Genomic DNA, 21,434 nt, shown 5'->3' with positions numbered 1-21,434 from the left:
TCTCGACCGTTCATGACCGTTTCTTCCCTGCACCTCGAACTGCCTGCGCTGCCCAGCGAGTTGATGGCGCTGCGCCGCGAGGTGCGCGGCTTCGTCGCCGCCGAGCGCGCCGCCGGCGGACTGCCGTACCCCGACAAGGTCGGGCTCGGCTTTTCGCCCGAGGTCTCGCGCAGGATCGCCGCGCGGGGCTGGATCGGCATGACTTGGCCGCGCCGCTACGGCGGCCACGAGCGCACGGCGCTGGAGCGCTACGTGGTGACGGAGGAACTGCTGGCCGCCGGCGTGCCCGTCGGTGCGCACTGGATCTCGGACCGGCAGAGCGGACCGGTGCTGCTGAAGTTCGGCACCGAGGCGCAGAAGCAAGCCTTGCTGCCGCGCATCGCGCGCGGCGAACTGGCCTTCTGCATCGGCATGAGCGAACCCGACTCGGGTTCCGACCTGGCCTCGCTGCGCACCAGCGGCACGCGCGTCGATGGCGGCTGGCGCATCAACGGCGCCAAGCTCTGGACCACCAACGCGCACCGCGTCGACTACATGATCGCGTTGGTGCGCACGGCCAGGGCCGACGAAGGCAACCGGCAGTCGGGCCTCACGCAGATCCTCATCAAGCTGGACAGCCCGGGCGTGGCCATCCGCCCGATCCGCAGCATGGTGGGCGTGCAGGATTTCAACGAGGTGGTGTTCCAGGATGTCTTCGTCTCCGACGCCGACGTGGTGGGCCAGCCCGGCCATGGATGGAACCAGGTCAGCGCCGAGCTGGCCTACGAGCGCAGCGGCCCCGAACGCTGGCTCAGCAGCTTTCGCCTGCTGGCCGAGCTGGTGCAGGCCGCGGGCCCTCGTCCCTCGGACGCGAGTGCGATGGAGATCGGCAGGCTGTTCGGCCAGCTGATGGCCGTGCGGCAGATCTCGCTGTCGATCGCCAGCATGCTGCAGGCCGGAAAGACGCCGAATCTCGAGGCATCAATCGCCAAGGACATTGGCACGCGGCTGGAGCAGGAGATCGTGCGCACGGTACGCAACATCGTTCATGCCGATGCGCTGTTCGAAGGCGCCGACCTGCCCGCGCTGCGGGCGCTGCTGGCCAGCGCGCAGCGCTATGCGCCGGCCTTCACGATCCGCGGCGGCACCGGCGAGATCCTGCGCGGCGTGATCGCGCGCGGACTGGGCCTGAGATGAACGACATGAGCCAGGACAACGACAACGATAACGACACGGCGCAGTTCGCCGACATGGCCGAGCGCCTGTTCGGCGACATCGCCACGCCGGCGCGCATCGAGTCGGCCGAGGACGGCACGTTTGCCCGAGCGATCTGGACGGCCGTGGAGGAGGTCGGCATCGGCCTCGCGCTGGTGCCCGAGGGCGCAGGTGGCATCGGCGCCGGACTGGCCGATGCCGCGGCGATCCTGCAGGCGGCCGGCCGGCATGCGCTGCCGGTACCGGTGCTGGAACTGATCATGGGCAACGCACTGCTGGCGCTGGTCGGCCGCGAACCGGCGGCCGGGCCGCTGTGCCTCCTGTTCGCCGACGGCGAGGCCTTGCCGACGCGCATGCGCGGCGCAGCGTGGGCGGCTGCGTCGACGCAGGTGCTGGTGGTCGCGCGCGCGGGCACCGGCGCCGGCGCACGGTTGGCCGTGCTGCCCACGTCCGACCTGCGGCTGCAGGATTCGATCGCCGACGCGGCGGCCGAGCCCGCCTCCGATTTCACGCTGCCGCCGGCCATCGACTGGCTTCCGATCGACGGCATGGATTTCGATGCCTTGCTGCGCCGTGCGGCCCTGCTGCGCGGCGCGCAGATGATCGGTGCGATGCGCTGGTGCCTGGAGCGCACCACGGCCTACGCGCTGGAGCGCAGGCAGTTCGGCCGCGAGATCGGCAAATTCCAGGTGGTGCAGCAGATGATCGCGGAACTGGCCTCGGCGGTGGTGGCCGCGCATGCGATGCTGGATGCGGCGATCGCCGCGCCGGATGACCGGGTGACGGTGGCCGCGGCGCGCTCGCGCCTCGGCGATGCGGCCGACACCGTGTTCGCGCTCTCGCACCAGGTGCATGGCGCGATCGGCTTCAGCTACGAATACGCGCTGCACTTTCGCACCCGGCGCCTGATGGCCTGGCGGGATCAGTTCGGCAGCGTGCCCTACTGGCGGCGCCAGCTGGCCGCCGCGTTCGCCGGCTGTCAGGCGGACGAGGTCTGGCCCCTGCTGGCGGGGACGTGAAATGAAGCTCAGCGGCCTTCGGCGCGGTGGGCTTCGCGCAGCGCCACCTTGCTCACCTTGCCGGTCGCCAGGCGCGGCAGCTCGTCGACAAAGACCAGTTGCTTCGGGCATTTGTAGCGCGCGATCTGCGTGGCCGCGAATTCCATCAACTCGGCGGCACTGACGGTCGCACCGGCCTTGCGCACCACGTAGGCCTTCACCGCTTCGCCCCAGCGCACGTCGGGGATGCCGATCACCGCCGACTCGGTCACGTCCGAGTGGCGGTGCAAGGCTTCCTCCACCTCGCGGCTGTAGATGTTCTCGCCGCCCGAGAGGATCACGTCCTTCTTGCGATCGATCAGGAAGAGATAGCCCGCATCGTCGAGCACGCCGATGTCGCCGGTGCGCATCCAGCCGCAGGTGAGCGCCTCCAGCGTGGCCGCGGTGTTGTTCCAGTAGCCGTCCATCACCGATGCGTTGCGGAACCAGACCTCGCCGGGCAGGCCCGGTGCGCAATCGGCGCCGCGCTCGTCCACCACGCGCAGCTGGCCGTGCGGCACCGAGTGGCCGACCGAGCCGATGCGCCGGATCTCCTCGGGCGTGCCGCGCGGTCGCAGCTCGTGGCGATAGAGGCTGGCGATCTGCCCCTCGGTCATGCCGTACTGGACCATGATGGCGCGGCCCATGCGCGCGATGGCGCGCTCCAGCAGCGGCACGGGGATCGGCGCGCCGGCCATGCCGACGGTGACGAGGCTGCCCAGGTCGTGGCTGTCGATGTCGGGCTGGTCCAGCAGCATCTGCAGCTGGGCCGCGACGAGGAACATGGTGTTGATGCGCTCGCGCTGCACGAGGCCGGCCAGGCGCGATGCATCGAAGCCGCGCTCGATCACGCAGGTGCCGTAGCGCCAGGCCTGCGCCGCCCGCACGTTCCTGGCGCCCACATGGAACAGCGGCGTGATCAGCAGCGAGCGGCTGTGCGCCGCCATGTCCATCTCCTGCGCCAGCATTTCGGCCGTGGCCAGCACGGTGGCTTGCGTCGACAGCACGCCCTTGGGCCGGCCCGTGGTGCCGCTGGTGTAGATGAGCGAGGCGTAGTCGTCCGGCGCCGGCCCGAAAGGCGGGCCTGCCTCGTCGCCGCCGGCCAGCAGCGCCTCGTAGTCCTCGGCCCATGCCGTGGCCTCGCCGATGCAGACGCAGCGCATGGCGGGCAGCGCAAGACGAAGCGTCGCCACCATCGGCGCGAAGGACGCCTCGAAGAACAGCACCGCGGGCGTGCTGTCGGCGAGGATCCATGCGATCTCGGGCGCGGCGAGCCGGAAATTCAGCGTGACGGCCATGAAGCCGGCCCATTCGCAGGCGCCGTAGATCTCGCAGTACGCGATCGAGTTCATCGAGAGCACGGCGACGCGGCCGTTGCGCGCGAGGCCTGTGGCGGCAAGCGCTGCGGCGAGCTTGCGCACGCGCTGCGCGTACTGGCGATGGGTGAGGACGCGTTCGTCCTGCACGTAGGCCTGGACGTCGGGGTACCAGCGCTCGTTGCGCTCGATGACGGTCTTGAGGGTCAGCATGAAGTGATGCCACTCTGAGGCGGCACGGGCCCGACACGCAATGACGTTTGCCCTGCGAACGGCAATTCAGCACATACGTGTTGAACGCAGCGCGTGCCGTCGAATGTCGTCTGCGCGGCCTAAACTTTTGCGAGACTGAAGCGTGCCGCCGTGCGCGCGGCCCGGAGGTTTTCGTGCAGACAGTGCTGGACAAGTTGAGGTTCCCCGAAGGGCCCGTCGTGCTGGACGACGGCAGCGTGCTGTGCGTGGAAGTCGGCGGCGGCGTGATCACCGGCATCGATGTGAAGGGCGTGCGCCGTACCTACGCCGAAACCGGCGGCGGGCCGAACGGCGCGGCGCTGGGTCCCGATGGCGCGCTCTACGTGTGCAACAACGGCGGGTTGAACTGGATGCCGCGCGGCCGCTGGCTGCTGCCGCACGGCACCGCGCCTTCGTACGTCAGCGGATCGATCCAGCGTGTCGATCTGAAAACCGGCGCGTGCACCACGCTCTACGACAGCTGCAACGGCGTGCGGCTCAAGGGACCGAACGATCTCGTCTTCGACCACCACGGCGGCTTCTGGTTCACCGACCACGGCAAGGTGCGGGAGCGCGACACCGACCGCGGCGGCGTCTACTACGCGCGCGCCGACGGCAGCCTGATCCGCGAGGTCGTGTTTCCGCTCGTCACGCCCAACGGCATCGGCCTCGCGCCCGACGGCAAGACCCTGTATGTCGCCGAGACCGACACCGCGCGGCTGTGGGCCTGGGCCATCGAGGCGCCCGGCGAGATCGCGCCGATGCCCTGGCCGGCATCGCCCAACGGCGGGCGCCTGCTGCATGCCGCGTCCGAGTACATGCGCTTCGATTCGCTGGCGGTCGAGGCCGGCGGCAATGTCTGCATCGCCACCATCATCAAGGCCGGCATCACCGTCGTGTCGCCGCAAGGGCAGCGGGTGGAACACGTGCCGATCGACGGCGAGACCTACGTGACCAACATCTGCTTCGGCGGTCCCGATCGGCGCACGGCCTACGTGACGCTCTCGGGCAACGGCGAGCTGGTGGCGCTCGACTGGCCGCGCGCGGGCCTCGCGCTGGCCCACTGAATCAACTACCAGGAGACACCATGAAGAAATCCGCGACGAACCTCTCGCGCCGCGCCGGGCTTGCAAGCCTCGCTGCGCTCGCGCTGGCTGCGGGCCTGATCGCCCACGCGCCGGCGTCGGCACAGCAGGCCCACTTCACCAAGCCGATCCGTTTCATCGTGCCTTACCCGCCCGGCGGGCCGACCGATCTCACGGGCCGCGTGTATGCCGAGAAGCTGTCGACGATCCTCGGCACGCCGGTGATCGTGGAGAACAAGCCGGGGGCGCAGGGCGTGCCCGCCATGCAGCAGTTCCTGCAGATTCCGGCCGACGGGCATGCCATCTATTTCGGCACGCTGTCGACGCAGGTCGTGTTCCCGGTCATCAGCGCCTATCGCAAGCAAGCGTTGCCGTACGACGCGCGCAAGGATGTGGTGCCGGTCAGCCTGATGGGCGGCAGCGCGCTCGCCTTCGCCTCCAGCACCAAGGCCAACATCGGCAGCTTCAAGGAACTGATCGCTGCCGCCAAGGCGAACCCCGGCAAGCTCAACTTCGGCTCCGACGGCATCGGCAGCCTGACCCATCTGGGCGGCGAGATGCTCAACCAGATGGCCGGCATGCAGACCGTGCACATCCCTTACAAGGGCACGGCCGAGTTCACCCAGGCGCTGATCAGCGGCGACATCCAGTACGCATGCTCGGGCATCGTGGGCCTGTCCACGCTGCAGAAGTCGGGCAAGGCCAAGGTGCTCGCCATTGCTGGCGAGCACCGCAGCGACCTGTTCCCCGACGTGCCGACCACCGGCGAGCTGGGCTATCCGGGCCTGGATCTGACGTCCTGGTTCGGCGTGTTCATGAAGGCTGGAACCTCCAAGCCCTATGTGGATGCCGTCGCCAAGGCCATCGTGCAAGCCTCGCTCGAACCCGAAGTGATCCAGCGCCTGAGCGCGGCCGGCGTGACGATGGGCATGTCCGGCACGCCCGAGCAGTTCCAGGCCCGGCTGGATACGGACTTCAAGCGCTGGAGCGGGGTGGTCGAGAAGGCCGCGATCAAGTTCGAGAACTGAACCCTTCAAGGAACCCGACATGTCTGTGGCAACGTTGAACCCGGCCGAGCGCGACGCGATCTTCCATGTGCCCGAAGGCGCCTTCGACCGCGGGCTGGCAGAGGTGCCGCCCTGCCTCTTCGCCGACGAGCAGCGCAGGGCGCTCGATCGCGACGCGCCGACCGGCCTGATCGCGATGGACCTGTCGTCCACGTTGGGTCTGGGCTGGCCGGCCACCACGCCGGCCATGCTGGCGCGTTATGTGGTGCTGCGCGGCGGGGACTCGATCTCGCATGCGTTCGACGCCACGGGCGAGGTGTTCTACGTGATCCGCGGCGAGGGAGCGACGCAGGCCGGCGAGGCGTGCATCGAGTGGGCGGCGGGCGACCTGTTCGTGCTGCCCGGCGCAAGCGCCACGCAACACGAAGCCCGCGCGGACAGCGTACTGTTCTGCGTCACCAACGAGCCCGAGATCTGCTATGGCGGCACGCGGGCTCCGGTGGCGGCCGACAACCAGGTCGTCGCGCCTGCGCTGTTCAAGTCCGCGAAGATCGACGAATCGCTGGGCGTCGTGCACGCGCGCACCGGGCCGCAACGGACGGCAGGCAAGTCGGTCATCTTCGCGACGACGCCGATGGCGCGCATGAAATCCATTCTGCCGACGATGACGGCCGCGGTGAACACGCTCGAGCCCGGCGGCGACCAGCGCCCGCACCTGCACAACGCCGCGGCGCTCACGCTGGCCATCGAGAGCGAGGGCGTGTACTCCATGGTGGCTGGCGAGCGCATCGACTGGATTCCCTTCGGCCTGATGGTCACGCCCGCGCGTGCGATGCACTCCCATCACAACCGCGGCGCGGGCATGATGAAGTCGCTGGTGCTGCAGGATGGCGCGCTCTACTACCAACTGAGGAATCCCGGCTTCGCCTGGACCCCCTGATCGCCGAGGCCCCCACAGAGAGAACGCAGCGACATGCACATGCCATTTCAAGTCAATCGCATACATCCGCATTTCTTCGCCGAAGTGGTGGGATTGGATCTGCGCCAGGATCTCAGTGAGGCCATGCAATCGGCCGTGACGGCGGCCATCGACACGCACGGCGTGCTGGTGTTCCGAGACCAGGCGATTGACGACGAGCAGCAGTTGCTCTTTTCCAGCTACTTTGGACAGCCTCAGCGGTCCATTACCTTGCAGCGCCGGAACTTCGAGCGACGCTTGCAAAGGGAAGAACTCAGCGACATCTCCAATGTGGACGAACACGGCTTTCCCCTGGGCGTCGATCATCCTCGCCGCCTCTACGCGCTGACGACCAAGCTCTGGCACACCGACAGTTCGTTCCGCAAGCCTTCGGGGAAGTACACATTCCTGTGCGCGAAAAGACTCCCGGAGCAAGGAGGCAACACCGAGTTTGCCGACATGCGTGCGGCCTGGGATGCCCTGTCGCCGCAGAAGCAGCAGGTGCTTCGCACGCTGCAGGTGCAGCACTCGCTGGCCTTCTCGCGCAGCCTCATTCCCGGCTCGCCACCGCTGGACGAAGCCGAACGCAGAAGTTTCGTGCCGTGCGTTCAGCCGTTGGTGCGCGTCCATCCGGGCTCCGGTCGTTCCGGGCTCTACCTCGCCTCGCATGCCGAGCGCATCGTCGGCCTGCCTGACGACGAAAGCCGCCAGCTATTGGAGGAGCTGATGGCCTTTGCCACTCGGCCAGAGTTCGTGCATGCGCACGTTTGGCGCCCAGGGGATCTGCTGATGTGGGACAACCGCTGCACCATGCATCGCGCCATGCCCTTCGACGAGACGAAATACGTGCGTGAACTCCGTCGCACCACCGTCGCAGAGGAGTTGCCCGAGCCTGTGGCCTGATGGACCGGCCGATGCATGCGATAGGCTGACGGCCTTTGGACTGGTTGGGTGCAACGCTTCGTGGCGGAGTTCGAGAAACGTTGGAATCGCTTCGCTCGCAATGCCGTTCGATTCGATCTTGGCGCTTCGGCGAGACGTATATGAAGACCCGAGGCGAGCGGACTGCCTCCAGCGGGCTGTCGATCGAGAACGCAAGACAGTTGCCTTGCGCCAGGACTCTCATCGCGATGTGAAGGCGGCCGAGGCGCTCTTTCGCAAGCCCAGAACCTGGGTCGAGCGACTTTGCGACATTTGAATTCGGCTAGGAGCGTGCGCGGCAGAAGCGTGACGAACGCATGATGGCTTGGTAGATTGCGGTCCCATGTCCGGCGCGAGTGCCTCACTGCGAGCTTGGAGTTCTTTGCTCATATGCGCGGGGAATCGGTAGTTCCACGCCGCCTCGGTCAGCAGCCGGCGAGCGTGTGAATTGCCAGTCTTGGTGATCGAGCCGCGGCGCAGGCTGGCGCCGCTCGAGCGCTCCGATGGAACTAAGCCTAGGTACCCCATGAGCTGACGCGCACTGGCGAACCGGCCGATGTCGCCGATCTCGCACACGAGGCCAATGGCGCTGACAGTGTCAATGCCTCGCAGTGCTCTCAGAGCAGCCACCACACCACCGAAGCGCCAGTCCTGCGTTGCCTGCTGTAATGCGGTCGTCAGTCGCACTACGCGTTCGCCGGCAAGCTGCTCAGCAAGCAGGTACTCCGTCAGGGCGATCTGCTCTGCGACGTGATTGAAACGTTGGTCGGCGAGCCAATGGTGGTGCGCCCTGGTCCAACTCGTCTTGCCCGTGAAGCGACGGTCCATGCGCATCAGGAACGACTTGAGTTGCTGGCGCGCTCGCAGGCGCTGGCCAAGCGCATCCTCGCGGGCCCGCCAGAGATTGCGCATGGCTTCGTGTGCTTCGTCTGGCACCCAAATCGCCTTGAGTTCACCCGCCCAAGAGAGCTCGGCCAGCCGAACGCAATCGCGTCGATCCGTCTTGATGCGCTCGCCGGCGCGGTGCGGAATCAGCGAAGGCGCGATGATCTCGCAGTGATAGCCGCGCTCGCTCAGAGCCCGGTGCAGGCCGTATCCGGTCGGGCCGGCCTCATAGACCACGCTGACATCCTTCGGGGCCCCGTATTTGCGCAGCGTCTTGATCACGCCTTGGGCGTCGGCGCTGAGCGTGCCCACGAACCGACTTGGCTCTCGGCCAGACTCACAGACCGCAACTGCAATGCTGTCCTTATGCACGTCCAGGCCGACAAAGAAGTTGATACCCTCGTTCATGGCTCGTCTCCATACGGTTTGCGGCTGGCCAGCCCGCCGCATGTGGCACGCGCGCTGTGAACGCCGATCCACGATACCCGGAGACGAGCCGCTGCCGACGCACGAGCGACCATGATGTCTATTTAGCCGCTATAGCCGCAGCCTTGGCAAGTTTTGTTCTGGACTCGCGCGCCCCGCCTGCTGCTGGCGCGCCGGCCCGTTTCACGCCGGCGCAGGTCTCGCGTTGGAGTTCTTCTGTCATCTCCGCGGATGCGGCGGGCAGTATGGCCGGCGGTCCAGGCTGCGAGGCCAGAAAGGAGTTGAGGAGACGGATCGCACAATTTGATGGTGCCGCCGACGGCTGACTGAAATCGGAACAGCGCAGGTGGACAGGATCACTCGACTGGGCCGGGCCCCGAGTAGACGGACTCCGAGGTCTTCAGCGACGTGACGGTCCAACCTTTGTCGCCCTGCGCCACCCTGTAGGCGAAGACTCGAGCGGGAGCTGGCGCCCTTCGCAAGTATCGAGGCCAAGCCAGGAGGGAACGTGGCGCGCGATCGATGCTGATTGGCGGCTACAAGTTCGAACACGCCTCAGGAGCGCAAGCTCACTCGCTCATATGGACATTTGCCGCCTTGATGACCTCCGCCCACCTCTTCATGTCGGCACGCTGGGCTGTCATCAGGGACGCGGCGTCGCCGCCCGCGACCGTGAGCCCGAGCTTTTGCAGTCGATCGATCACGGTCGGATCCTTCAGGATCTTGTTGAATGCCGCATTCAATCGAACGACAACGGAAGCGGGCGTCTTTGCAGGTACGTAGGCGCCGAACCACGCATCGCCCGCGAAGTCGGGCACGCCCGCTTCGGCCATCGTCGGCACGTCCGGCATGCTTGGAAGTCGCTTCGACGAAGTGGTGGCGATGACGCGAAGCAAGCCCGCCTGCACTTGCGGCGCGACGGACTGGGTCGGTACGAACATCATCGAAACCTGACCCGCCAGAAGATCGGTCACGGCCGGTGCATCGCCCTTGTAGGGCACGTGGACCATGTCGATGCTGGTCTTCAGCTTGAAGAGCTCGCCCTGGAGGTGGAGCACCGTGCCATTGCCGCCGGATGCGAAGCTCATCGTGCCGGGCGCCGCCTTGGCGGCCTGGACGATCTCCTTGACGGAGTGCCATGGCTTCGCGGCGGGCACCACGAGGACGGTATGGGATTCGGCGATCTTGATCACCGGCAGGAAGGCGTCGTTGGCGTCGTACGGCAGATCGGAACGAAGACCAGGCACGACCGCCATCGGTCCCGTCGAACTCACCAGCAGCGTGTAGCCATCGGGCTTCGACCGCGCCACGAACTGCGCGCCGATCACGCCCGTCGCGCCCGCCTTGTTCTCGATCACGACCGGAACGCCGAGGTCGCGCGAGAGAAGCCCCGACAGGGTGCGTGCGATGACGTCGCCCGAGCCTCCGGGCGCGTTGGGCACCACGTACACGATCGGCTTCGCAGGGTACGCATCTTGTGCGAAAGCGGGCGCTGCGATCGCGGCCGCTGCGAGCAGGGCCGTGGCGCGAAGAAAGAGCAGGGTGTTCATGGGGAGAGGGTTGGGAAGTCGTAAAGGCTGGCGGGGGTGTCGACCAGGATCGACTGCCGGTCGCGTTCGGTGGTGGCCCATTCCAGGAACAGCGCCAGCAATTGCTCGTCGCTGGGTTGCGGCTGGCCTTCGAGCGTGGAAAGCACGTGCGGCCAATCGCTGCCCCACAGCAGTCGATCTGCACACGCGCGGACGAGGTCACGGCCGACGGCGTGAAGCGCATCTTCCTGCGCGGTGCCAATCAGCTGAGCCGACGACGCAAGGGACAACTTGACCCACGTATTGCCGGCATCGAGCAGTCGCCTCAGCGCCGAATAGGCAGGACTTGCCGTGCCGCCGTCCTGCGGTATGCGTGCCATGTGATCGATCACCAGGCGCACGCCGAGCTCGAGCAGTTCGGCGCGGTGGAGCGCCAGTTGCGCCGGAGTCAGCATCAGCTGCACATGCCATCCGAGCGGCTCGATGCGACGTGCCAAGGGTCCAAGCGTGTCGAACGGCGTGGCGTCACCGCGGGCCAGATTGATGCGCACGCCACGAACACCGGCTGCGTGCAGGCCGTCGAGCTCTTCGCGCGTGACCTCGGTGGACAGTGCCACGACGGCTCGCGCCTGCGGGCCGAGTGCCTTCAGTGCATCCAGCGTGCAGCGGTTGTCCAGTCCGTAGGAAGAGGGTGCAACGACGACCGTGCGCGTGGTGCCCAGCCTTGCCTGCACTTCCCGGTACTGCGCCACCGATGCAGGCGGGACCGGCCTGGTGCCCGGCGCGAAAGGGTACTTCGGATCGAAGACATGCATGTGGCAGTCGCATGCATTGGCGGGCAGTGTGTTCATGGACGATGCCGTGCTTGAGCGATCAGATCATCGGGTGTGTCTTGCGTTCTGTCAGGCCGCGGCCACGGCATTGCGCGCCTGAAGATGCTGGGCAAGCCGCGGATAGACGCGCAGCGCATTGCCGCCCAGCACCTTGGCGCGGTGATCGGGCTGAAGCCATTCAACCGCGTCGATGTAGCGCTTGGTGTCGTCGTAGTGGTGGCCGGTGCGGGGGTCGATGCCCTTCACGGCACCCACGATCTCCGATGCGAAGAGCACGTTGTCCGGCGGCACGACTTCCAGCAGCAACTCGACGCCCGGCCGGTGGTACACGCAGGTGTCGAAGAACACATTGCGCATCATCTCCTCGAGCGGGGGACGCTTGAGTTGCTGCGCCAGTCCCCGATAGCGGCCCCAGTGGTAGGGCACGGCGCCGCCGCCGTGGGGAATCACGAAACGCAAGGTCGGGAAGTCCTTGAAGATGTCCGACAGCAGGAACTGCATGAAGGCGGTGGTGTCGCCGTTGAGATAGTGCGCGCCGGTGTGGTGGAAGTTGAGATTGCAGGAGCAGCTCACGTGCACCATGGCAGGAACGTCAAGTTCCACCATCTTCTCGAACAGCGGGTACCAGTAGCGCTGGGTCATCGGCGGGTCGGTCCAGAAGCCGTCGGTCGGATCCGGGTTGACGTTGCAACCCACGAAGCCCAGTTCTTCCACGCAGCGGGTGAGTTCGTCGACGCAATTGGCCGGGCTCACGCCGGGCGACTGCGGCAGTTGGCAGACGGGCACCAGTTGGTCGGGAAACATCTCGGTGGCACGATGAACCAGATCGTTGCAGGCCTCGGTCCAATGCCGACTCGTCGTGGCGTCCCCCACGTGATGCGCCATGGCGCCCGCGATGGGAGAGAACAAGGTCATGTCGACGCCGCGTTCGCGCTGGATGCGCAGCTGGTTCTTTTCCAGCGACTCGCGGATCTCGTCATCGCTGATGTGGAAGTCCGGCGTCAGCACCTGCCCGGCTTCGAAGGCGGCAGTCTGGCGCGCCCGGTAGTCTTTCAGTGCTGCGGGCGCGGTGGTGTAGTGGCCGTGGCAATCGATGATCATGATGTCGAGGTCGAAAATGTGGATGGATGGAACGCGTCGGTCATTCGGATCGGAATGCTCATTCCTCGAAAAAGCATCCGAGCTTGATCAGCTTGGCCCGGTATCCCGCTTCGTCGTTGTCGCCTTTGCCGATCGCGGCGAAGGTCTCGCTCTCGTGCTTGAACTTGGCTGCAGCCTTGGGATAGACGGCGGGGACCGAATCCTGAGGGATGCAGAGGAGGCCGTCCTCGTCGCCCACCATCAGGTCGCCGGGCGCGACCACCATGCCGCCGATGGAGATGGGTGTGTTGATCTCGCCGGGACCGTTCTTGTAGGGCCCCTGGTGCGTGACGCCGCAGGCATACACCGGGAAGTCGTGCTGCCGGATCCAGCCATAGTCGCGAACCGCGCCGTGGATGACGATGCCGGCAAACTTCTTGGCAATGCAGTAGGCCAGCATGCGCTCGCCGACGATCGCGTTGGTCAGCTCGCCGCCCGCATCCACCACGATCACATCGCCGGCCACTGCAAGGTTCAGCGCCATGTGGGTCATCAGGTTGTCGCCGGGGCAGGTCTTCACCGTGACCGCCGGCCCGCACAGCACGCCGCCCGCATGCATCGGGCGAAGTCTTGCGCCACCCGCATTGAGGCGTGACATCGAATCGCTGATGTTGGCCACCGGGATCGAGGCGAACTTGTGGATCCACTCGCTGGCGACGGCGCTGCGGCGCTTGAGAACCTGAAAACCTGCTTGCATGGATGCTCCTGGGGTGCTGAAACGATGAGAGGGAAGGAAGCGCGGGCGCTACTCGGTCGTCAGATTGAACTGCCGGGCGACTTCGACGTAGCTCTTCAACTCGCTTTGAAAGAAGGGCTGGAACTCGGCGGCGGGCTGCGGCGCCGATTCGATGCCGAGCTTGTCGAGCGCGGCGATCACTTCGGGCTGCTTCATCACCCGCTGTGTTTCCTCCGACAGGCGATCGACGATTGCGGCCGGCGTCTTCGCCGGCACGAAGAGTCCCCACCATCCCGTCCCTTCGAGTCCGCCGACACCCGCCTCCTTCATGGTCGGGACATCGGGCAGATGCTTGAATCGCACCGTGCCGGTCACCGCCAGGGCGCGCAGCTTCCCTGTGCCGATGTGCGGCAGCACCTCGCTCGTGGTCTGGATCATGTAAGTGAGGCGGCCGGCGATCAGGTCGGGCAAGGCCGTGGCGCCGCCCTTGTAGAGAATCTGGACGGGATCGGTGCCGGTGTTCTTCGGAAAGATCAGGTTGGTCGGCGAGCCGGCGCCGACGGCACCATAGGACGCCTGGTCGGGATTGGCTTTCATGTAGGCCACCAGTTCCGCCACGGTCTTGAAGGGCGACGTGGCGGGCACCACCAGCACGAAGGGCGCCTTGCCGGTGCGCGCCACGGGAATCAAGTCCTTGGATGCGTCGTAGGGGATCGTCTTCATCGTCGCCCGGTTGAAGGCCAGGAAGGTCGCGCCCATCAACAGCGTGTAGCCGTCGGCAGGTGCCTTCGCGACGTAGTCGGCGCCGATGTTCGCATTCGCGCCAGGACGGTTGTCGACGATCACCGACTGCTTCAGCCTCGCGCCCAGCTGCGTCGCGACCACGCGCGTGATGTTGTCGACACCGCCGCCCGCGCTGTAAGGCACGACGATGCGGATCGGTTTGGCCGGATAGTCCTCGGCGGAGAAAGCGGGCATCAGCGCGCCGATGGCGGCAGCCGCGATAGCGAGTGTGGCGATGCGTCGATACATGTGTTGCCTCGTTTCCTTGTGGAGTCCTGAAGGCGCATCGACGTGATGGCCTTCCATGGACCCGAGCGTAGGACCGCAGCGGGTCTCCTACAATCGCGGTCCATCACGTGAACCGATGAAGGGTCAAAAATGGGTACAAACCCTGAACCCACGCTCGTGACATCCGCCGCGCGGACGCTGGCGATCCTCGGTGTCTTCACGATCGAAGAGCCACACCTCGGGCTGAGCGACATCGCACGCCGCGTGCAATTGCCCAAGGCCACTGCGTTGCGTTTGCTCAAGACGTTGGCGGCCAACGGATTCGTCGTGCAGAACAACGAGAACGCGCAATGGCGGCTGGGACCGGCCACCGCATCCCTGGGTGCTCGCTATCAGGTGTCCTTCGACATCCGAGCGAACATCGAGCCCGCATTGCGCAAGCTGTCGGACGAGACCGGCAAGGATGCTTCCTTCTTCGTGCAGGAGGGCAACCGGCGCGTTCGATTGGTGAAGGTCATGTGCCCGAACGCGCAGCACAACGCGGCGCGCGTCGGCGAATCGATGCCGCTGGACCTGGGTGCCGCAGGCAAGGTCATGCTGGCCGCGATGGGCAGGCAGGGTGTGCTCTACGACGAGATCCGTTCGCGCGGCTACCACGTGACCGTGGCGGAAGCCAAGAGCAAGTCGGCAAGCATTGCGGTGCCCGTCTTCGGCAACCGCTGGCGCGTGGTCGGCGCCCTGTGCATCGGCGCGCCGGCTGGCGCGCATGTCGACGACGAGCTCACCCAGTTTGCGCCGCGACTCAAGCGCGCTGCCGAAGCGCTGTCTGCCGCGCTCAGCTATGACGACGACGCCGTCGCACGACGTCTGGAGGTGGCTCGTTCAAGTTGGCATCCATAGCGCGGCACTCTCGTGCGTACCGTCACTCCGCGGTCGCTCCGCTCTCCCTTGCCGCAGCGCCGGCGGGCGCTTGCCGCGAGCGCGGCGCTGGCATTGCAATGCACGCTCCGAACGTTCGACCGCTGCAGATGCTGGCCTGCAGAGCTGCACGCTTCGGGGCCGTAGTGCGCTTGGATCCTTCCGCCCCCGGTCTCCTACGCTCGCGCTCCTCGACAGTGTGCAGGGCGCTCTTGAGTTCCTCACGAAGTGCGCTGATGTAGCCGCCCATCAAGGCGAACCAGGGCATCGCCACGGCGAGCACCAGAAGTTGCAGGACCGCTGCCTGGTTTCGAACCCGCCACGGTGATGGACGAATTGCGCAACCACGCGACGGCGCACCTCGAGCCGCGTATGCGGGCGGTGGATGCAGGAACCGGCATCCTGCTCGAGAGACTGACGAGCTATCCGGCTCTCGCCACGTCCCTCGACAGCGATGCGGCGCGCTTTCTCGCGCAATTGAGCCAGTCGAAGGATTTCGGGACCGTCGCCTTCGGATCGGAAGGCGGCCTGTACGAGCGCGCAGGCATCCCGGCAGTCATCTGCGGGCCGGGCAGCATGGATCAGGGTCACAGGCCGGACGAATTCATCACCCGGGAACAGCTCTCTCGCTGCGATGCGATGTTGGCGCGACTGGGGCCGTGCCTGGCCCGTCCCCCGCAACCTGATCAACCTTTCTAGATGGAGAATCCCCATGGCGTCCAATTTTCTGGCTTGTGCTCTTGTCCTCCTGTCGGGGATCGTCTGTGCGTCCGCGGCAGGAGCAGCGGGCGCGGAGGACGCTCCCTACCCTTCTCGATCCATCAAGATCGTGGTGCCGTTCCCGCCCGGAGGCGCGACCGACGCCATCGCGCGAGTGGTCGGCGCAGAGCTCTCGAAGCGGATCAAGCAGCCGGTGATCATGGACAACCGCGCGGGAGCCGGCGGCAACATCGGCGCCGAACTCGTGGCCAAGTCGCCCGCCGATGGCTACACCTTGCTGCTCGGGACCATTTCCACCAACGCGATCAACGAGAGCCTCTACCGGAACCTGTCGTTCAGCGCGCAGCGCGAACTCAAGCCGATTGCGCCCCTGGCGGGGCTCCCTCTGGTGCTCGTCACCTCACGACCCAACATTCGGTCGGTCGAGGATTTGATCCGCATCGCTCGACAAAGCCCTGGCCAGGTGACCTATGCCTCGCCCGGAAGCGGCACGGCCCCCCATCTTGCGGCGGAGATCTTCCAGCGGATGTCGCAGACCACGCTGACGCATGTGCCTTACAAGGGCAGCGGGCCGATGATCACCGACGTCATTGCCGGGCGTGTGGACGTCGCATTCGACACGGTCATTTCGTCGCTCAGCCACATCAAGTCCGGGCGCCTGAAGGCGCTTGGGGTCACGACGGCGGAGTCCCTGCCCGACCTGAGCACGGTGCCGCCCATTGCCAAGGCCGGAGTTCCCGGTTTCGAGATCACCGCCTGGAACGGACTCTTCGCGCCGATCGGTACGCCCTCTACGGTGGTCGAAACGCTGAACAGGGAGGTCAGCGCTGTGTTGGCCGATCCCAAGATGAAGCAGCGCATCATGGACATCGGGGGCGTCCCGATGCTGCAGGACACGAGCGGATTCGCAACCTTCGTGAAATCCGAGCACGACAAATACCGGGATACGATCCAACGCGCGAACATCTCGATCGAGTGAAGGCCAGAATGAAGCTGATGACTCTGGGAACTGGGGGACCGCGGCTCGACCCTGAGCGCAACTCGTCCTGCCATGTGCTGGAAGTCGGCGATCAATATCTGATATTCGACATCGGTCGCGGCGCGATACAGCGAATCGCCCAGAAGGCGCTTCCGCTCGCGACGCTCGGGCCGCTTTTCATTTCGCATCTGCATGTCGACCATATCGGGGAGTTCGCCAACTACCTCATCACGAGCTGGATCGAAGGGCGAAGGATGCCGCTGAAGGTCTACGGCCCTCCTGGAACCGCCGCAATCATCGACATCCTCATCAAGGCGGTCTACGACCGTGACATCGGATTTCGAACAGAAGGAGAAAGCGCATTCGGCCCTTTCGTCGGTGCTGACGTGACCGAAATCAGGGGAGGAGAGGTCATCGAGGGCGAGGGTTGGCGAGCGCGATGCGAAGAAGTTGAGCATGGCCACAAGCTCCCGTTCGGCGAGCTGTTTCGGCAGCGCTGGGTTTGCCTGGCCTTTCGTGTCGAGGCCGAAGGCAAGGTTTTTTCTTACAGTGGCGACGCCGTGATGTGCGAGGAACTTGTTCGCGCAGCACGGAACTCGGACCTGCATCTGCAGTGTTGCTATATGGCTGCGTCATCCTTGAAAAGCGCGCACATGAAAGGCGTGGCCCAATACACGCTCGCATGCTCGGATACCGCGGGAAAGATCGCCGCGAACGCCGAGGTGAAGCGGCTTGTGCTGACGCATTTCAAGCGTCCCACCCAGGCGGAACTCGCGGAAATCGAAGCCGACGTGCGCCTTGACTACTCGGGCCCGGTGCATCTCTCCATCGATCTGGACGAATACCACGTCTAATGTGTGCGATTCACATACATCGGGTGTGTAGATGCTGCGGCATCTCGCGCCTGACGCTCGCAAGTGGGTTCGACGCTACGAGGCTCACGGGCTGGACGGCCCGGTCTCGCAAAGTCGACGGCCCGTTCAAAGCCCTTTGCAGAAAGTGAAAGCTCGAGACTCCTTGGCGAAGTAGGCCACCGCTTTTTTCAACAGGTCACGCTCCATGCGCAGCTTGGCGTTCTCCTTCCTCAAACGCTCTAGCTCAGCCTGCTCGGGCTTCATCACGCCCTAACCAGGGAACGCCTGCTGCGGGTCCGCTGTTGCCTCACGTACCCATTTGCGCAGCACGTTCTCGTGCATCAAGGTCACGGGCAGCTTGCGCCACCGCCGCACCCCGTTCCTTTACCAGCTTGATTGCTTCAAACTCTCGGCTGAACTGCCTTCTCGTTCCGATGAACCGCCTCCGGTTTCATTTCACACCTTAACAAGATGTCTTTGAAACCGGCAGCAGCCCATAGTGTTTTCCTGAGCGCAGGGCTGAAACCTCGCTACAGCGAGCAGCCCGGTTCGAGTTCGTCTACATCAAGGAGCTTTTCCGTTGATGGTCCGGACGTTGAAGTCATATTCGGCCGCATCGACGACGCCAGCTGCTTGATCGCTTGCGGAAGGACCGTCGTGGCGCATCGTCGAAGCGAGCCCAATGCATCCATCAACGTAGCCAGGGTCTAGGCCGCGTCCTGGTTGTCGTCCATCAGGGGCCGCCGTCGTGCTGCGGACTGGCGGGCGCGGAGCGTTCGACCTGATCGGTCGGGGGAGGGTACAGCGGCAGGAGGGGAAAATGGGTAAAATGGCCAAAACCCTTAATTTAAGGATCTGCGATGGCCGCCTCCACTTCCTCTGTCCTACCCGCCGAGATCGAGCGCTTGACGCGCGACCTGCCGTCGTTTTCCGCCACTAAGCTGGCCTCGGGCATGCAGAAGGTGACCAGTACGGTGATGGCACGAGGCGCAGTAGTGATCACGCGGCATGAGCAGCCGTCGATGGTGCTGATGTCGGTGGAGCGCTACCTGAAGCTGGAACAGGCGTCGGAGCCGAACCTGGAAGCCCTCACGCATCGCTTTGACGACATGTTCGCGCACATGCAGGGCGAGGCGGCTGCACAGGCTATGGTGGCCGCCTTCGCCTTGAATCCTGCCGAACTCGGTGAGGCGGCTGTTGCCCAGGCGGTGCCGGCGGCACGCCGCTGATGCCGGCGCGGATCTTCCTGCTGGCCGGCGTCAACGGCGCCGGCAAGAGCAGCGTGGGCGGCGCCGCGCTGCTGCAGAAGAAGGTGGATTACTTCAACCCCGACCTGGCCGCCCGCGCGCTGCTGGAGGCCAACCCGGGACTGTCGGCCGAGGCGGCCAATGCCCAGGCCTGGGAGTTCGGCCGCAAGGGGCTCGAGCGGGCTCTGGCGCAGGGTCTGAACTTCGCTTTCGAGACGACGCTGGGCGCCAGGACAATTTCCCAGATGCTGCTCGACGGCGCACGCGAGGGGGCGCAGGTCCATCTCTGGTATGCCGGGCTGTCGTCGCTGGAGCTGCATCTGCAGCGCGTCCAAGCGCGGGTGGCCACCGGCGGTCACGACATTCCCGAAGCGAAGATCCGCGAGCGCTACGAGACTAGCCGCGCCAACCTGATCCGGCTGCTGCCGCATCTGGCGAGCCTGCGCGTCTACGACAACAGCGCGGAAGGCGATCCGAAGGCCGGGCAGCGGCCACAGCCGCTGCTGCTGCTGCACATGGAAGACGGGCGCATCGTCTCGCACATCGCGCTCGACCAGGTGCCGCAGTGGGCCAAGCCCGTCATGGCCATGGCGCTGGGGCGCCAGGGCGGCGCGGGCTGAGCTTTCGCACGGCTCGATGCTGCGCGATACGCCTGCGGTCCGGCCGCGGCACGCCTCCGCCCGATATGGCCCAAGGTGAACCTGCGTGCATCGCCCATCATGCGCTGGGTGCAGCGCTACGTGCCCGAGTTCGAGAAGCGCTGGAATCGATTCGCTCGTCAGGTCGGTCGCTCATGGCGCGTCGACGAGACCTACTTGAAAACCCGCGGCAGACTCGATTTGCCCCGCAAGCCTAAGCGGAATCGGCGTCCTGCGACGCGTCGAATGGCGGGCGTACTGAGCCGGCTTCACGCCGGCCGAGACCCGCGCCGCATTGCGCAGCAAGATGGAGCCGAGCTACCAGGGCACCTTTATGGGCGCGCGCAAATACGTGCTGCACATCTTCGCCACCACGCAGAGTGCGCTGATGAAGAAGCGCATGGCAGCTTCATGGTCGGCAGCATTTGCCCCACCTGCCACGGCAAGCGGCTCAAGCGCGAGGCGCTGGCCGTGACCTTCGCGGGCCATGACATCGGCGCGATCTCGCCAATGCCGCTCGAAGACTAAGTCACCGTACGCCGCCCCGTGGTCAGGACTTCATTCAGTACCCGAAGGTGAGTCGGCGGATATGGATGACAACTCCATGCGAGTCAGGGGTCTATAGGAGAATCCCCTTGGCCACCGTGTTGCGCTGGATCTCGCTCGTGCCCGTGACAATGCGGTACATGCGCAGGCGGCGGAAGATGAACTCGACCGGATGGTTGCGCGTGACCCCGACATTGCCGTGAATCTGCACCGCCTTGTCGGCGATCTCGAAGCAGCGCTCGGAGACGAACAGCTTGCACATCGACGCCTCGGTGCGGATGTCCTCGCCGCCATCGGCGTTCGCCGCCGTCGCCAGCACCATCTGCTCGCAGGCATAGAGCGCGGTCGCCATGTCGGCCAACATATGCTGGATCGCCTGGAAGCGGGCGATAGGGCCACCGAACTGCTCCCGGTGCTGCGCATAGTCGATCGAGTGCCGCAACGCCTGGCGGGCGAGCCCGATCATGGTGGAGCAGGCGGTTCACGTTGATGCGGTCCATCGCAATGCGCAGGCCTTCTCCCTCGGTGCCGATCAGGTTGGCCACGGGTACGCGCACGTTGTCGAAATGGATGTCGGCATCGACGAACTGGCCTGTCATGGGCACGCAGTCGAAGTCGAGCCGCACGCCCGGCGCGCGCAGATCGATGAACAAGGCGGAGATGCCGCGCGCGCCGTCGTCGGGGTTGGTGACGCAGATGGTGATGGCCACATCGGCGAACGTGGAGGCGCTGATGTAGTGCTTGTGGCCGTTGATGATGAAGTCGTCGCCATCGCGCACGGCACGCGTGCGGATGTCCGCGTCGGCCAGGAGGCGCTCCAGTCCTGCGCGGCCCGCCGCGCTCTTCAGGTCCAGGGCCACCGATTGCTTGCCTGCGTTGAAGACCTGGAAGATCAGCGCGTCACCCTCGTGGAAGGCCTGGCCCATGCGGCGTGCATCGTCGCCGCCATCGGTGCGCTCCACCTTGATGACTTCGGCGCGGAGGCCGGCAAAGATCGAACCGGCGAAAGGGCCCGCCAGTACCTGCCCGAGTTCCAGGACCCGGATGCCTTCTAGAACCTTGATCACGCGTGCACTTTCATTTCGAGGCTGGATGTGAGGGAGAGCGGCAGTCTAGGCCGGCACCGGTCGACCGCGCTGCAGGCTGATGCGCTTGCGGCGTTTGGCCTTCATGCGAAGCTGCAGGCCTTCCGGCCGATATCGCCGATAGACCCGCTTCTTGCCCAACGACCAGCCCTCGCGCTTGAGCATGACCAGCACGCGCAGATACCCGAAGCAGGATCT

Annotated in this window: 19 protein-coding genes and 5 pseudogenes; 14 read left to right on the top strand and 10 right to left on the bottom strand. The window is 65.7% G+C overall.

Going from position 1 to position 21,434, the window contains the following annotated elements:
* Window positions 1-12 precede the first annotated feature (12 nt).
* Together E5P2_RS33665 and E5P2_RS33660 are read left to right on the top strand one after the other, a co-directional pair.
* The gene (locus E5P2_RS33665) at window positions 13-1,176 is read left to right on the top strand and encodes an acyl-CoA dehydrogenase family protein (protein ID WP_162571410.1); all 1,164 of its coding nucleotides are present in this window, start codon (window positions 13-15) and stop codon (window positions 1,174-1,176) included.
* Complete coding sequence (locus E5P2_RS33660; protein WP_232080979.1) at window positions 1,173-2,213, top strand: acyl-CoA dehydrogenase family protein; 1,041 nt, start codon at window positions 1,173-1,175, stop codon at window positions 2,211-2,213. The genes E5P2_RS33665 and E5P2_RS33660 overlap by 4 nt, the downstream gene beginning before the upstream one ends.
* Window positions 2,214-2,221: 8 nt before the next feature.
* Here E5P2_RS33660 and E5P2_RS33655 read toward each other — a convergent pair whose 3' ends face one another.
* A complete protein-coding gene (locus tag E5P2_RS33655; RefSeq protein ID WP_162571408.1) occupies window positions 2,222-3,760 on the bottom strand; it encodes a class I adenylate-forming enzyme family protein in 1,539 nt (512 codons plus the stop codon).
* Window positions 3,761-3,933: 173 nt separating this feature from the next.
* On the opposite strand from E5P2_RS33655, the gene E5P2_RS33650 reads away from it, so the two are divergent.
* From E5P2_RS33650 to E5P2_RS33635, 4 genes are read left to right on the top strand one after another with little or no spacing between them, the layout of a single operon-like run.
* Window positions 3,934-4,845, top strand: a complete 912-nt coding sequence (locus E5P2_RS33650; RefSeq protein WP_162571407.1) for an SMP-30/gluconolactonase/LRE family protein — start codon at window positions 3,934-3,936, stop codon at window positions 4,843-4,845.
* Window positions 4,846-4,865: 20 nt separating this feature from the next.
* Window positions 4,866-5,891, top strand: a complete 1,026-nt coding sequence (locus E5P2_RS33645) for a Bug family tripartite tricarboxylate transporter substrate binding protein (protein ID WP_162571406.1) — start codon at window positions 4,866-4,868, stop codon at window positions 5,889-5,891.
* Between the two features lie 19 nt (window positions 5,892-5,910).
* Window positions 5,911-6,810, top strand: coding sequence for a hypothetical protein (locus E5P2_RS33640; protein ID WP_162571405.1), 900 nt, complete (start codon window positions 5,911-5,913; stop codon window positions 6,808-6,810).
* Window positions 6,811-6,849: 39 nt separating this feature from the next.
* Complete coding sequence (locus E5P2_RS33635) at window positions 6,850-7,731, top strand: TauD/TfdA dioxygenase family protein (protein ID WP_232080978.1); 882 nt, start codon at window positions 6,850-6,852, stop codon at window positions 7,729-7,731.
* A gap of 219 nt (window positions 7,732-7,950) precedes the next feature.
* On the opposite strand, the gene E5P2_RS33630 is transcribed toward E5P2_RS33635, so the two are convergent.
* From E5P2_RS33630 to E5P2_RS33605, 6 genes are all read right to left on the bottom strand, one after another.
* Window positions 7,951-9,042, bottom strand: a complete 1,092-nt coding sequence (locus E5P2_RS33630; RefSeq protein WP_332107578.1) for an IS110 family transposase — start codon at window positions 9,040-9,042, stop codon at window positions 7,951-7,953.
* A 587-nt stretch (window positions 9,043-9,629) separates the two neighbouring features.
* Window positions 9,630-10,610: a Bug family tripartite tricarboxylate transporter substrate binding protein gene (locus E5P2_RS33625; protein WP_162571403.1), complete on the bottom strand. Its 981-nt coding sequence runs from the start codon at window positions 10,608-10,610 to the stop codon at window positions 9,630-9,632.
* Window positions 10,607-11,440 (bottom strand): amidohydrolase family protein, encoded by an 834-nt coding sequence (locus tag E5P2_RS33620; RefSeq protein WP_162571402.1) that lies wholly within the window; start codon window positions 11,438-11,440, stop codon window positions 10,607-10,609. Before E5P2_RS33620 ends, E5P2_RS33625 begins: the two co-directional genes overlap by 4 nt.
* A gap of 51 nt (window positions 11,441-11,491) precedes the next feature.
* Window positions 11,492-12,523, bottom strand: a complete 1,032-nt coding sequence (locus tag E5P2_RS33615) for an amidohydrolase family protein (protein WP_162571401.1) — start codon at window positions 12,521-12,523, stop codon at window positions 11,492-11,494.
* Between the two features lie 58 nt (window positions 12,524-12,581).
* Window positions 12,582-13,259 carry an RraA family protein gene (locus tag E5P2_RS33610; protein WP_162571400.1) on the bottom strand — a complete coding sequence of 226 codons (678 nt, stop codon included), beginning with the start codon at window positions 13,257-13,259 and terminating at the stop codon, window positions 12,582-12,584.
* A gap of 48 nt (window positions 13,260-13,307) precedes the next feature.
* On the bottom strand, window positions 13,308-14,270 hold the full coding sequence (locus tag E5P2_RS33605; protein ID WP_162571399.1) for a Bug family tripartite tricarboxylate transporter substrate binding protein: 963 nt from the start codon (window positions 14,268-14,270) through the stop codon (window positions 13,308-13,310).
* A 129-nt stretch (window positions 14,271-14,399) separates the two neighbouring features.
* On the opposite strand from E5P2_RS33605, the gene E5P2_RS33600 reads away from it, so the two are divergent.
* From E5P2_RS33600 to E5P2_RS33585, 4 genes and pseudogenes are all read left to right on the top strand, one after another.
* Window positions 14,400-15,149: an IclR family transcriptional regulator gene (locus tag E5P2_RS33600; protein ID WP_162571398.1), complete on the top strand. Its 750-nt coding sequence runs from the start codon at window positions 14,400-14,402 to the stop codon at window positions 15,147-15,149.
* Between the two features lie 318 nt (window positions 15,150-15,467).
* Window positions 15,468-15,866, top strand: a pseudogene (locus tag E5P2_RS33595) (acetylornithine deacetylase); the annotation flags it as partial.
* Window positions 15,867-15,879: 13 nt separating this feature from the next.
* Entirely contained in the window at window positions 15,880-16,866 is a 987-nt protein-coding gene (locus E5P2_RS33590; protein ID WP_162571396.1) for a Bug family tripartite tricarboxylate transporter substrate binding protein, read from the top strand.
* 8 nt (window positions 16,867-16,874) lie between these two features.
* Window positions 16,875-17,720, top strand: coding sequence for an MBL fold metallo-hydrolase (locus E5P2_RS33585; RefSeq protein WP_162571395.1), 846 nt, complete (start codon window positions 16,875-16,877; stop codon window positions 17,718-17,720).
* A gap of 160 nt (window positions 17,721-17,880) precedes the next feature.
* Here E5P2_RS33585 and E5P2_RS33580 read toward each other — a convergent pair.
* Window positions 17,881-18,156 (bottom strand): annotated as a pseudogene (locus E5P2_RS33580) (transposase); the annotation flags it as partial.
* Window positions 18,157-18,580: 424 nt separating this feature from the next.
* Between E5P2_RS33580 and E5P2_RS33575 the strand changes: the two are divergent.
* From E5P2_RS33575 to E5P2_RS33560, 4 genes and pseudogenes are all read left to right on the top strand, one after another.
* Window positions 18,581-18,949, top strand: a complete 369-nt coding sequence (locus E5P2_RS33575; protein ID WP_162571394.1) for a hypothetical protein — start codon at window positions 18,581-18,583, stop codon at window positions 18,947-18,949.
* On the top strand, window positions 18,949-19,587 hold the full coding sequence (locus tag E5P2_RS33570; RefSeq protein ID WP_162571393.1) for a zeta toxin family protein: 639 nt from the start codon (window positions 18,949-18,951) through the stop codon (window positions 19,585-19,587). The genes E5P2_RS33575 and E5P2_RS33570 overlap by 1 nt, the downstream gene beginning before the upstream one ends.
* A gap of 96 nt (window positions 19,588-19,683) precedes the next feature.
* Window positions 19,684-19,800 (top strand): annotated as a pseudogene (locus tag E5P2_RS33565) (IS6 family transposase); the annotation flags it as partial.
* A 67-nt stretch (window positions 19,801-19,867) separates the two neighbouring features.
* A pseudogene (locus tag E5P2_RS33560) lies at window positions 19,868-20,127 on the top strand (hypothetical protein); the annotation flags it as partial.
* Between the two features lie 97 nt (window positions 20,128-20,224).
* Here E5P2_RS33560 and E5P2_RS33555 read toward each other — a convergent pair.
* Window positions 20,225-21,218, bottom strand: a pseudogene (locus E5P2_RS33555) (acyl-CoA dehydrogenase family protein).
* Between the two features lie 45 nt (window positions 21,219-21,263).
* Window positions 21,264-21,410 carry a hypothetical protein gene (locus E5P2_RS33550; protein ID WP_162571392.1) on the bottom strand — a complete coding sequence of 49 codons (147 nt, stop codon included), beginning with the start codon at window positions 21,408-21,410 and terminating at the stop codon, window positions 21,264-21,266.
* Window positions 21,411-21,434: the final 24 nt, after the last annotated feature.

Origin of the sequence: Variovorax sp. SRS16 (assembly GCF_901827165.1) — a bacterium.
Taxonomy (GTDB): domain Bacteria; phylum Pseudomonadota; class Gammaproteobacteria; order Burkholderiales; family Burkholderiaceae_C; genus Variovorax.
Note: the sequence above shows the minus strand (reverse complement) of the source record. Positions and strands in the feature narration are given on the sequence as shown.

Bases quoted from the DNA above. Each gene is read 5' to 3' on its own strand.
- E5P2_RS33605 (WP_162571399.1), bottom strand. From the start codon at position 14,270: ATGTATCGACGCATCGCCACACTCGCTATCGCGGCTGCCGCCATCGGC.
- E5P2_RS33635 (WP_232080978.1), top strand. From the start codon at position 6,850: ATGCCATTTCAAGTCAATCGCATACATCCGCATTTCTTCGCCGAAGTG.
- E5P2_RS33655 (WP_162571408.1), bottom strand. From the start codon at position 3,760: ATGCTGACCCTCAAGACCGTCATCGAGCGCAACGAGCGCTGGTACCCC.
- E5P2_RS33575 (WP_162571394.1), top strand. From the start codon at position 18,581: ATGGCCGCCTCCACTTCCTCTGTCCTACCCGCCGAGATCGAGCGCTTG.
- E5P2_RS33665 (WP_162571410.1), top strand. From the start codon at position 13: ATGACCGTTTCTTCCCTGCACCTCGAACTGCCTGCGCTGCCCAGCGAG.
- E5P2_RS33640 (WP_162571405.1), top strand. From the start codon at position 5,911: ATGTCTGTGGCAACGTTGAACCCGGCCGAGCGCGACGCGATCTTCCAT.
- E5P2_RS33590 (WP_162571396.1), top strand. From the start codon at position 15,880: ATGGCGTCCAATTTTCTGGCTTGTGCTCTTGTCCTCCTGTCGGGGATC.
- E5P2_RS33570 (WP_162571393.1), top strand. From the start codon at position 18,949: ATGCCGGCGCGGATCTTCCTGCTGGCCGGCGTCAACGGCGCCGGCAAG.
- E5P2_RS33630 (WP_332107578.1), bottom strand. From the start codon at position 9,042: ATGAACGAGGGTATCAACTTCTTTGTCGGCCTGGACGTGCATAAGGAC.
- E5P2_RS33620 (WP_162571402.1), bottom strand. From the start codon at position 11,440: ATGAACACACTGCCCGCCAATGCATGCGACTGCCACATGCATGTCTTC.
- E5P2_RS33600 (WP_162571398.1), top strand. From the start codon at position 14,400: ATGGGTACAAACCCTGAACCCACGCTCGTGACATCCGCCGCGCGGACG.
- E5P2_RS33625 (WP_162571403.1), bottom strand. From the start codon at position 10,610: ATGAACACCCTGCTCTTTCTTCGCGCCACGGCCCTGCTCGCAGCGGCC.
- E5P2_RS33645 (WP_162571406.1), top strand. From the start codon at position 4,866: ATGAAGAAATCCGCGACGAACCTCTCGCGCCGCGCCGGGCTTGCAAGC.
- E5P2_RS33610 (WP_162571400.1), bottom strand. From the start codon at position 13,259: ATGCAAGCAGGTTTTCAGGTTCTCAAGCGCCGCAGCGCCGTCGCCAGC.
- E5P2_RS33660 (WP_232080979.1), top strand. From the start codon at position 1,173: ATGAACGACATGAGCCAGGACAACGACAACGATAACGACACGGCGCAG.
- E5P2_RS33615 (WP_162571401.1), bottom strand. From the start codon at position 12,523: ATGATCATCGATTGCCACGGCCACTACACCACCGCGCCCGCAGCACTG.
- E5P2_RS33585 (WP_162571395.1), top strand. From the start codon at position 16,875: ATGAAGCTGATGACTCTGGGAACTGGGGGACCGCGGCTCGACCCTGAG.